General features: G+C 72.8%; 10 protein-coding genes and 2 pseudogenes. 6 read left to right on the top strand and 6 right to left on the bottom strand.

Annotated elements, in window-relative coordinates; translation table 11 throughout:
• The 5 genes and pseudogenes from JZ5iCDA_RS18960 to JZ5iCDA_RS20075 all read left to right on the top strand — a co-directional run.
• Positions 1–421 (top strand): annotated as a pseudogene (locus tag JZ5iCDA_RS18960) (phosphodiesterase); the annotation flags it as partial.
• Positions 418–1,284 (top strand): MBL fold metallo-hydrolase, encoded by an 867-nt coding sequence (locus tag JZ5iCDA_RS12770; RefSeq protein ID WP_069387521.1) that lies wholly within the window; start codon positions 418–420, stop codon positions 1,282–1,284. The pseudogene JZ5iCDA_RS18960 and the gene JZ5iCDA_RS12770, both read left to right, overlap by 4 nt.
• A gap of 312 nt (positions 1,285–1,596) precedes the next feature.
• Positions 1,597–2,709 carry a recombinase RecA gene (gene recA / locus JZ5iCDA_RS12765; protein WP_069387524.1) on the top strand — a complete coding sequence of 371 codons (1,113 nt, stop codon included), beginning with the start codon at positions 1,597–1,599 and terminating at the stop codon, positions 2,707–2,709.
• A pseudogene (locus tag JZ5iCDA_RS20080) lies at positions 2,706–2,939 on the top strand (regulatory protein RecX); the annotation flags it as partial. The gene recA and the pseudogene JZ5iCDA_RS20080, both read left to right, overlap by 4 nt.
• A 21-nt stretch (positions 2,940–2,960) precedes the next feature.
• On the top strand, positions 2,961–3,296 hold the full coding sequence (locus tag JZ5iCDA_RS20075; RefSeq protein ID WP_253182082.1) for a regulatory protein RecX: 336 nt from the start codon (positions 2,961–2,963) through the stop codon (positions 3,294–3,296).
• Between the two features lie 51 nt (positions 3,297–3,347).
• Here JZ5iCDA_RS20075 and JZ5iCDA_RS12755 read toward each other — a convergent pair whose 3' ends face one another.
• The 4 genes from JZ5iCDA_RS12755 to JZ5iCDA_RS12740 all read right to left on the bottom strand — a co-directional run bounded on the left by JZ5iCDA_RS12755 (position 3,348) and on the right by JZ5iCDA_RS12740 (position 6,837).
• Positions 3,348–4,256: an amino acid ABC transporter permease gene (locus JZ5iCDA_RS12755; protein ID WP_069387520.1), complete on the bottom strand. Its 909-nt coding sequence runs from the start codon at positions 4,254–4,256 to the stop codon at positions 3,348–3,350.
• Entirely contained in the window at positions 4,253–4,942 is a 690-nt protein-coding gene (locus JZ5iCDA_RS12750; protein WP_069387519.1) for an amino acid ABC transporter permease, read from the bottom strand. The genes JZ5iCDA_RS12755 and JZ5iCDA_RS12750 overlap by 4 nt, the downstream gene beginning before the upstream one ends.
• A gap of 93 nt (positions 4,943–5,035) precedes the next feature.
• On the bottom strand, positions 5,036–5,902 hold the full coding sequence (locus JZ5iCDA_RS12745) for a glutamate ABC transporter substrate-binding protein (protein WP_069387518.1): 867 nt from the start codon (positions 5,900–5,902) through the stop codon (positions 5,036–5,038).
• Positions 5,903–6,012: 110 nt separating this feature from the next.
• Entirely contained in the window at positions 6,013–6,837 is an 825-nt protein-coding gene (locus JZ5iCDA_RS12740; protein ID WP_069387517.1) for an amino acid ABC transporter ATP-binding protein, read from the bottom strand.
• Positions 6,838–6,939: 102 nt separating this feature from the next.
• Between JZ5iCDA_RS12740 and miaB the strand changes: the two genes are divergently transcribed.
• Entirely contained in the window at positions 6,940–8,586 is a 1,647-nt protein-coding gene (gene miaB / locus JZ5iCDA_RS12735) for a tRNA (N6-isopentenyl adenosine(37)-C2)-methylthiotransferase MiaB (RefSeq protein ID WP_069387523.1), read from the top strand.
• Between the two features lie 56 nt (positions 8,587–8,642).
• Here the strand turns inward: miaB and JZ5iCDA_RS12730 are convergent, their stop codons facing one another.
• Complete coding sequence (locus JZ5iCDA_RS12730) at positions 8,643–9,155, bottom strand: YbjN domain-containing protein (RefSeq protein ID WP_069387516.1); 513 nt, start codon at positions 9,153–9,155, stop codon at positions 8,643–8,645.
• Positions 9,152–9,739 carry a YbjN domain-containing protein gene (locus JZ5iCDA_RS12725; RefSeq protein WP_083259990.1) on the bottom strand — a complete coding sequence of 196 codons (588 nt, stop codon included), beginning with the start codon at positions 9,737–9,739 and terminating at the stop codon, positions 9,152–9,154. Before JZ5iCDA_RS12725 ends, JZ5iCDA_RS12730 begins: the two co-directional genes overlap by 4 nt.
• Positions 9,740–9,955 lie beyond the last annotated feature (216 nt).

Genomic DNA, 9,955 nt, shown 5'->3' with positions numbered 1-9,955 from the left:
GGGCACGACGCCGGTCGCGCACGGGCCGGGCGGGACGCACGACCTCGTCACCGGGGAGGTCCGCGGCCGCGACCCGCTCGCGCCGTACGGGGACCGCGCGGCCCCGGACCTGCTGCGCGTCGCGCGGCTCGCGGACGCGGGGGACCTCGTCCTCGTCTCGCGCGTCGACGACGTCGGCATGGTCCACGCGTTCGAGGGCCTGGTGGGGTCGCACGGCGGCCTGGGCGGCGCGCAGAACGCGGCGGTGCTCGTGCACCCGGCGCACCTGCACGTGCCCGCGGACGAGCTCGAGGAGGTCGACGGCGAGCCGGTGCTCGTCGGCGCCGAGGCGGTGCACCGCCGCCTCGTCGCGTGGCTCGAGGACCTCGGGGTCCGCGCGCCGGCGCCGTCGCACGAGGTCGTGGGGGAGGGCGACCGGTGAGGCTGCGCGTGACGTGGCTCGGCCACGCGACGGTCGTGCTCGACGTCGAGGACGACGACGGCCGGACGCGCGCCCGGCTGGTCACCGATCCCCTCCTGCACCGCCACGCCGGCCTCCTGCGGCGCCGGGGCGCGCGGCCCGCCGAGGCGTGGCGCGACGCCGACGCCGTCCTGCTGTCCCACCTGCACCACGACCACGCCGAGCTCCGGTCGCTGCGGCTGCTCCCGGACGTCCCGGTGCTCACCGCGCCCGCGAACGCGCGGTGGCTTCGCGGCAAGGGCCTGCGCGGCACCGGGCTCGGCGACGCGTGGCACGGCGTCGTCGCTGCGGGAGACGGCGGGGAGGACGGGAGGGAGGCCCGCGGTGCCGGCGCCGGGGGTGGCGTCGACGCCTCCCTGGCCGTCGAGGTGCGGCTCGTGCCCGCGGTGCACGGCCACCGCCCGATGCCGCACCGGCCGAACGCGGCGAACGGCCACCTGGTCCGGGTGCGCACGCCCGGGCGGTCGGACGCCGGCACGCGGGTCTGGGCGGTGGGCGACACCGAGCACTTCCCGGGGATGGCGCGCATGCCGCGGCTCGCGGGCGGGCCGGTCGACGTCGCGCTCGTGCCCGTCGGCGGCTGGGGGCCGCGCCTGTCGGGCGGCCACCTCGACCCGGTGCGGGCCGCGCGCGTGTGCGCCGAGGTGGGGGTGCGCGTCGCGGTCCCCGTGCACTGGGGGACGCTCCACGCACCCGGTGGGCGGCACCTGCCGCGCGGGTGGATGGACCGTGCCGGCGCCGCGTTCGTGGCGGCGGCGCAGCGCGAGGCGCCCGGCACGCAGGTGGTCGTGCTGCGGCCGGGGGAGTCGTGGTCGACGGCGTGAGCGCGCGTGGCGTGAAAGTGCGCGGCGGCCGGAGAGCCGTCGACGACACGCCGGGAGGAGACGCCGCGAGGGACGTGCTGATCGAACACGTGTTCGGCTAGAGTTGTGCACAGGTGCTCGTCGTGGCGCCCCGCGACCGCGGTCGGCGGCGACGGTCCACAGGTCGCGGGCCGCAGGCCGTGCGTGTCGGTGGCTGCCCGTACTGTCGGGCACGACGAACGACAGACCTGAACCTGTCGGGGCCGCAGGGCCCCGGCGACCGAAGCACGGCGTCCGGCGACACCGGGTGCCCCGTCCACGAAGGTGACCGACATGCCCGCACCCGCAGACCGCGAGAAGGCGCTCGAGGCGGCTCTCGCCCAGATCGACCGGAGCTTCGGCAAGAACTCCGTCATGCGCCTCGGGGACGAGGGGCGCGCGCCCGTCGACGTGATCCCCACCGGCTCGATCGCCCTGGACGTCGCGCTCGGCATCGGCGGCCTGCCGCGCGGCCGCGTCATCGAGGTCTACGGCCCCGAGTCGTCCGGAAAGACGACGGTCGCGCTGCACGCCGTGGCGAGCGCGCAGCGGGCCGGCGGCATCGCGGCCTTCATCGACGCCGAGCACGCGCTCGACCCGGAGTACGCCAAGAAGCTCGGCGTCGACACCGACGCGCTCCTCGTCTCCCAGCCGGACACGGGGGAGCAGGCGCTCGAGATCGCCGACATGCTCATCCGCTCCGGCGCGCTCGACATCATCGTCATCGACTCGGTCGCGGCGCTCGTGCCGAAGGCCGAGATCGAGGGCGAGATGGGCGACAGCCACGTCGGCCTCCAGGCGCGCCTCATGTCGCAGGCGCTGCGCAAGATCACCGGTGCGCTCAGCGCCTCGGGCACCACGGCGATCTTCATCAACCAGCTCCGCGAGAAGATCGGCGTCTTCTTCGGGTCGCCCGAGACGACGACCGGTGGCAAGGCGCTGAAGTTCTACGCTTCCGTCCGCCTCGACATCCGCCGCATCGAGACCCTCAAGGAGGGCACGGACGCGGTCGGCAACCGCACGCGCGTCAAGGTCGTGAAGAACAAGATGGCCCCGCCGTTCAAGCAGGCGGAGTTCGACATCCTCTACGGCGTCGGCATCTCGCGCGAGGGTGGCCTCATCGACATGGGCGTCGAGCACGGGTTCGTGCGCAAGTCCGGGTCGTGGTTCACCTACGGCGGAGACCAGCTCGGCCAGGGCAAGGAGAACGCGCGCGCTTTCCTGCGCGACAACCCCGACCTGGCGAACGAGCTCGAGAAGAAGATCAAGGAGAAGCTCGGCGTCGGCGCCCGGGTCGACGCCCCGGCCGACCCGGCCGCGGGTGCGGCTGCCCCGGCCGACGCTGCGGCCGCCCCCGCCGCGGGCAAGGCGCCCGCCGCGGCGAAGGGGAAGAAGTCGCCGTTCTGACGGGCGACGACCGACGGTCGCGCGAGCGTCGCGCGGAGGGCACGTCCTCCGCGCGGCGCTCGCGCCCGTCTCTGCACGAGCTCGTCGAGAACGGCGAGATCTCCGACGCCGAGCTGGAGGAGCGGGCACGCGAGACGCTGCTGCGCGTCCTCACCGCGGCGCCGAAGAGCCGGGTCGAGCTCGCGCAGTCGCTCGGCCGCAAGGGGTACCCCGAGAGGGTCGTCGGCCCGCTCCTCGACCGCTTCGAGGAGGTGGGGCTCGTCGACGACGCGTCGTACGCCGAGATGCTCGTGCGCACGCGCCACGGCGAACGCAGTCTCTCCCGGCGGGCGATCGCGGCGGAGCTGCGCCGGCGCGGCATCGACGAGGAGACGTCCGCCTCCGCGCTCGACCAGGTCGACGACGACTCCGAGGCCGACGCGGCGCGCGACCTCGCGCGCGCGCGGCTGCGCCGGACCGCCGGGCTCGACCGCGACGTGCGGATCCGCCGCGCCGTCGGCGCGCTCGCCCGCAAGGGCTACTCGCCGTCGCTCGCGTTCGAGGTGGTCCAGCGGGAGCTCGACGAGGAGCCGTCCCTCGACGACTGAGGCGCGACGCGCGCGGCGCGCCGGTACGGACCGGCGCGCCGTGCGGTTCGCTCAGCGCCCGGTCGGCTCCCCAGCCCCCGTCGTGACGGCGTCCGTGGCGGTGGTGGTGGCGGTCGGGTTCCCGATGCCGGGACCGGCGGAGGTCGCGCCCGCCGTGCGGCCGCGCAGGAAGCGGGAGAGCCACTGGGCCACCGTCGTCAGCGCGAAGTTGATGACGATGAAGATGACCGCCGCGACGGTCAGCGTCTGCAGGTTGTTCCCGTTCCCGTTGCCGAAGATCTGGGCGGCGCGCAGCAGCTCGTTGTAGACGATGATCTGCCCGAGCGCGGTGTCCTTGAGCACCACGACGAGCTGGGACACGAGCGCCGGCAGCATCGCGATGAGCGCCTGCGGGAGCTGGATGGAGCGCAGCGTCTGGCCGCGCGTCAGGCCGATCGCGAGACCGGCCTCGCCCTGGCCCTTCGGGAGGTTCCCGACGCCCGACCGCACGAGCTCGGCGATGACGGAGCCGTTGTACAGCACGAGGGCGATGACGACCGCGAGGAAGGACGGCTCCGGCACCTGGTTGAAGCCGAGCAACAGCCAGAAGAAGATCATCAGCAGCAGCACGGGGACCGCACGGAAGAACTCGACGACGGTCCCGCTGAGCCAGCGCACCACCCGGACGTGCGAGAGCCGGCCGGAACCCAGGACGAGCCCGAACACGACGGCCCCGACGATGGCGAAGCCGGCCGCGCGCAGCGTGTTCTGCAGCCCGGGCAGGAAGTAGTTCTCCCACGCGCTCGCGGTGAAGACCGGGCCCCACAGGTCCCACGAGAGCTGGCCCTTGCGCGCGAACTCGATCACGACGAGCGCGGCGATCCCCAGCACGAAGATCGCGCCGATCACGTTGCCGATCACGATGTTGCGCCGCGCGCGCGGCCCTGGGACGTCGAAGAGGACGGACTGCTGGGAGCTCATCGGCGCACCGCCAGTCGGGTCGAGAGGGACGTGGTCAGCAGGCCGATCGGGATGACGAGGATGACGTAGCCGAGCGCGAACATGAAGAAGATCGCGTAGATGTAGCTCGAGTTGAACTCGATCATCGTGCGCATGAGGCTCGACGTCTCCGTGGGGACGCTCGCCGCGACGGCGACCGTGGAGTTCTTCAGGAGCGCGATGAGCGTGTTGCCGAGCGGTGCGACCGCCCCGCGGAAGGCCTGCGGCAGGATGATGAGGCGCGCAGCCGGGAGGAACGACAGGCCGATCGCCCTCGCCGCCTCGGCCTGGCCGACCGGGACGGTGTTGACGCCCGAGCGGATCGCCTCGCACACGAAGGCGGCGTGGTAGACCGCCAGGCCGACGACGGCGAAGCGGAAGAAGTTGGCCGCGAAGTCCGGGGCGAGGCTGATCTGGAGCTGGGTCCAGATGCCCAGGACGAGGACCGTCATGATCACGGTGAGCGGCGTGTTGCGGAGCACGTTGACGTATGCCGCGCCGGCCCACTGCAAACTCGCGACGGGGGAGATCCGCATGAGGGCGAGGATCGTGCCGAGGACGAGCGACAGGATCGCGGCCCAGAACGTCAGCTGGATGTTGACCCAGAACGCGCCGAGCACGTCGTACTCCGCGAACAGCGTCCCCAGCTGGGACAAGTAGTCACCCACGGTGAGTCAGACCTCCGGGAGGGCAGGTGCGGCCGCGGCCGCGACGGGCAGACGAGGGGAGCGGCGCGGCGCGCCGCTCCCCTCGGGACCTGGTCAGGCGCAGGGGTCGACCGACGGCGGATTCTCGTCGGCGTTCGGCGAGTACCCGGTGCCCTCGGTGTTCGCCGCGACGAACTCCTCCCACGAGCCGTCCTCGATCATCTGCTCGATCGCGGCGTTGACGTCCTCGCAGACGTCGTTGTCCTGCGGCAGGCCCACGCCGTAGCGCTCGGTCGAGAACGGCGCACCGACGACCTTGACCTTGCCCTGGTTCGCGGGCTGGGCCGCGAGACCGGCGAGGATGATGTCGTCCGTCGTGACGGCGTCCACCTGGCCCGCGGTGAGCGCGGTGACGCACTCCGCGTAGCCCGGGCGCTCGAGGAGCTGCACGCCCGCGGCGTACTCGTCCTTGATGCGCTGGGCGGACGTGGAACCGGTGACCGAGCACAGGTTCTTGCCCTCGAGCGACTCGGGGCCGGTGATGTCGGTGTTGTCCTCGGCGACGAGGAGGTCCTGGCCCGCGACGAAGTACGGGCCGGCGAACGCGACCGACTCCTTGCGCTCGTCGGTGATGGAGTACGTCGCGAAGATCATGTCGACCTGGTTGGTCTGGAGCATCGTCTCGCGCTGCGCGGACGGCGCCTCGACCCACTCGATCTGGTCGGCGGAGTAGCCCAGCTGCTCGGCGACGTAGGTCGCGACGTCGACGTCGAACCCCGTGTACTCGCTGCCCTCCTGGTAGCCCAGGCCCGGCTGGTCGAACTTGATGCCGATGCGGATGGTCTCCTCGGCGTTGTTCGTGTCCGCCTGCTCCGGGTCGGTGGTCGTGCTGTCGGCACCCACCTCGCTGCCGCCGCACGCGGCGAGCGTGAGAGCGGTGACTGCGGCGAGGACGCCGGCAGCTGCGTGTCGTGTACGCATCGTTGTTCCCCTTCGTGATGGTGGAGCACCGGTGGAGGTGGTCCGGTAGGTGGGCCGGTGGGTCGGCGGGACGTCCCGCGCGGTGGGTGAGGTCCTCGTCGGCGAGGCGCTCAGTGGGTGAGGATCTTCGAGAGGAAGTCCTTGGCGCGCTCGCTGCGCGGGGCGGTGAAGAACTCCTCGGGGTGGGCCTCCTCGACGATCTGCCCGTCGCTCATGAACACGACGCGGTTCGCCGCCTTGCGGGCGAACCCCATCTCGTGCGTGACGACGATCATCGTCATGCCCTCGGCCGCGAGGGCGACCATGACGTCGAGGACCTCGTTGATCATCTCGGGGTCGAGCGCGGAGGTCGGCTCGTCGAACAGCATGACCTTGGGGCGCATCGCGAGCGCGCGGGCGATGGCCACGCGCTGCTGCTGGCCGCCCGAGAGCTGGGCGGGCATCTTCTCCGCCTGGTTCTTCACGCCCACGCGGTCGAGCAGCGCGAGCGCCCGCTCCTTGGCGTCCTTCGGCTTCTCGCGGCGCACCTTCACCGGGCCGAGCGTCACGTTGTCGACGATCGTCTTGTGCGCGAACAGGTTGAACGCCTGGAAGACCATGCCGACGTCCGCGCGCAGCCGCGCGAGCGCCTTGCCCTCCTCGGGCAGGGGCTCTCCGTCGATGCGGATCTCGCCGGCGTCGATGGTCTCGAGGCGGTTGATCGCCCGGCACAGCGTCGACTTGCCCGAGCCCGACGGGCCGATCACGACGAGGACCTCGCCCTTGCGGACGGTGAGGTCGATGTCCCGCAGGACGTGCAGGTCGCCGAAGTGCTTGTTCACCCCGCGCAGCTCGACGAGGGGTTCTCCGAGGGGGTGGGAGCTCGTGGGCGTGCTGGTCTGGACGTCCTGCGCGCTCCCGTGCGCGTCGGACGGCGAAAGGTTCTCGTCGGCCATCCCTGGACCATAAGACCTCCGTGTTGCGGCGTGCCACCCGATCCGGCAACAGTCGGGCAACAGTTCCGTAACACGCACGGCGGCGCCGTACCCTGGGCGGTGATGTCCACGATCGCCCCCGCCCCCTTCCCGGCCGCCAGCCCCGACGCGACGTCGGAGGCGTCCGCCGACGGCCGCGCCGCCCGCACGTACGTGGTGCGCACGCTCGGCTGCCAGATGAACGTGCACGACTCCGAGCACATGGCCGGCATGCTCGAGCAGGCCGGTTACACGCGCGCGAGCGCGGAGGACGAGGCGGCGAACCGGGCCGACGTCGTCGTGATCAACACGTGCGCGGTGCGCGAGAACGCCGCCACGCGCCTCTACGGCAACCTCGGCCAGCTCGCGTCCGTCAAGGCGCAGCGGCCCGGCATGCAGATCGCCGTCGGCGGCTGCCTCGCCCAGAAGGACCGCGGCACGATCGTCGACAAGGCGCCGTGGGTCGACGTCGTGTTCGGCACGCACAACCTCGACGCCCTGCCCGTGCTGCTCGAACGCGCGCGCCACAACGAGGCGGCGCAGGTCGAGATCGCCGAGTCCCTCCAGGTCTTCCCGTCGACGCTGCCCACGAAGCGCGAGTCCGTCTACGCCGGCTGGGTGTCCATCAGCGTCGGGTGCAACAACACGTGCACGTTCTGCATCGTGCCGCACCTGCGGGGCAAGGAGCGCGATCGTCGTCCGGGCGAGGTGCTCGCCGAGGTGGGCGCGCTCGTCGAGGCCGGCGCCATCGAGGTCACGCTGCTCGGCCAGAACGTCAACAGCTACGGCGTCGAGTTCGGCGACCGCGGCGCGTTCGCCAAGCTGCTGCGCGCGTGCGGCACCGTCGAGGGGCTCGAGCGCGTGCGTTTCACGTCGCCCCACCCGGCCGCGTTCACCGACGACGTCATCGCCGCGATGGCCGAGACGCCGAACGTCATGCCGCAGCTGCACATGCCGCTGCAGTCGGGGTCGGACCGCGTGCTGCGCGCCATGCGTCGCTCCTACCGGTCCGAGCGCTTCCTCGGGATTCTCGACCGCGTGCGCGCCGTCATGCCCGACGCCGCGATCACCACCGACATCATCGTCGGCTTCCCCGGGGAGAGCGAGGAGGACTTCGCCGAGACGCTGCGCGTCGTGGAGGCGTCCCGTTTCTCGTCGGCGTTCACGTTCCAGTACTCGCCGCGCCCCGGGACGCCCGCGGCCACGATGGACGGCCAGCTCCCGAAGGAGGTCGTCCAAGAGCGCTTCGAGCGGCTCCAGGCGCTCCAGGAGCGCATCGCGGGCGAGGAGTCGGCGCGCCAGGTCGGGCGCACCGTCGAGGTGCTCGTCGGCGAGGGGGCCGGCAAGAAGGACGGCGCGACGCACCGCGTCACCGGGCGCGCGCCGGACAACCGGCTCGTGCACCTCGCGCTGCCCGCCGACGTCGCACTGCCTGCCTCGGACGGCGCGGGCCTCGCGGACGACCCGCGCCTCGCGGGGACGCCGGACGCGCGGCTCCCGCGCCCGGGCGACGTCGTGACCGTCGAGGTCACGCGGTCCGCGCCCCACCACCTCATCGCCGACTCGGCGCTCACGGGCGGTCCGTTCGCCGTGCGGCGCACGCGCTCGGGCGACGCCTGGGCGGCGCGCGAGCGGGCGCGGCTCGGCGGTGGCGACGACCACGGGCACGGACACGGCGGCGGGGCGCCGGCCGGTCCGGTCGTGCTGGGACTGCCGACCGTCCGGCGCTGAGCCCCAGGGCCGGACGGACGACGCGAGCCCGTGACGGGCATCCTGCGCCGCGGCGGTCAGTCCTCGACGACCCCCGGCGGCAGGTGCGCGGCGATCGCGTGGAAGAGCTGCACCGCCGTCCCGAGACCGCACGAGACCGTCTGCGCGAGCTGGGCGTCGGTCGCGCCGTGCTCGAAGTCGACCGACAGCTCCGCGTACACCGCGAGCCGGCCGCCCTCCTCGCGCACGTAGACCTTGGGCCAGATCCGCTCGCGGTTCCAGTCGTTGACGGCCTGGAGCGTGGGCAGGCGCGCCTCGACCGGCAGCGTCGTGGACCAGCGGCCGCGCACCTGGAGGATCTCCGAGCGCTCGCCGAGGAGGAGGAACCAGAAGCGGTGCCCGTCCCACGTGCCGGTGATGTCTCCGTCGTCGTCGACGCGGAAGTGGTAGCCGCGCCCGGTCAGGTGGTCCCCGATGCGCGACATCGACAGCGCGCGCGGCACGTCGCGGCGACCCGCGACCGGCTCCGGGGGCTTGGGACGGCGGTTGCCGAACAGACGGGCGAACCACCCGGTGCGTGCCGAGCTCACGGCGCCTGCCTCGCCGGGTCGGGGTAGAACTCGTCGAGCGCGTCGAAGAACATCGAGCCCGTGCTGAGCCCGCACTGGAGCAGCTGGTCGAGCTGGTCGTCGGTGACGCCGTGCTCGAGGTCGACGGTCATCTCGGTGAAGACCTGGATCATGCCGTTGTCGCGCACGCGCGTGTACGTCTTGGGCCAGATGCGGTCGGCGTTCCACTCGTTGCAGAACTCGAGGACCTCCTCGAGGCGCTCGATGGCGAGGTCACGGTTCCACTGGCCGCGCACCTGGAGGATCTCGTCGCTCTTGCCGAAGAGCAGGAAGTAGAAGAGGCGGCCGTGCCACAGGCCCCCGACGTCGCCGTCCGAGTCCACGAAGTAGCTGTACCCGCAGTCCGTGATCCACTCGACGACGCGCTCGAGCGCGAGGGGCGTCGGGACGTGCTTGTCCTCCGTCGTGACCTGCCCGAGCTCGCGCTCGAGCAGCTCCTCGACCTGGGACCGCAGCGCCTCGTCCCCGTCGGTACCCCGCCCCGACGCGCCGGGCGCCGGGCCTTCCTCCCGCCGGTCGTCGTCGCGCTCACCGAAGAACCTCACCGTCCCACCGTACTCGTGCCCGGCGTGCCGCGTCGCCCCGCCCGGTCCGCCCGCCCGTCGGTACGGTGTGGGGCGTGAGCCTCCGCGCCGTCGTCCTGCCCGCCACGCCACTGCTCGTCCCGGGCGCAGCGGGACGGGCCGACGTCCTCGTGCACGCACGCCGCGCGGTGCTGCGCGCCCTGCGCGGGCTGCCGGCGCGCGGACGTCTGGTCGTGG

Source organism: Cellulosimicrobium cellulans (assembly GCF_001722485.1).
In the GTDB taxonomy this organism is placed as follows: Bacteria; Actinomycetota; Actinomycetes; order Actinomycetales; family Cellulomonadaceae; genus Cellulosimicrobium; species Cellulosimicrobium cellulans_A.
This window is presented reverse-complemented; position numbering and strand designations above follow the sequence as displayed.

Excerpts from the sequence above, each read along its gene's own strand:
- JZ5iCDA_RS12740 (WP_069387517.1), bottom strand. The coding sequence starts at position 6,837 with ATGGCCGACGAGAACCTTTCGCCGTCCGACGCGCACGGGAGCGCGCAG.
- miaB (WP_069387523.1), top strand. The coding sequence starts at position 6,940 with ATGTCCACGATCGCCCCCGCCCCCTTCCCGGCCGCCAGCCCCGACGCG.
- JZ5iCDA_RS12755 (WP_069387520.1), bottom strand. The coding sequence starts at position 4,256 with ATGAGCTCCCAGCAGTCCGTCCTCTTCGACGTCCCAGGGCCGCGCGCG.
- recA (WP_069387524.1), top strand. The coding sequence starts at position 1,597 with ATGCCCGCACCCGCAGACCGCGAGAAGGCGCTCGAGGCGGCTCTCGCC.
- JZ5iCDA_RS12745 (WP_069387518.1), bottom strand. The coding sequence starts at position 5,902 with ATGCGTACACGACACGCAGCTGCCGGCGTCCTCGCCGCAGTCACCGCT.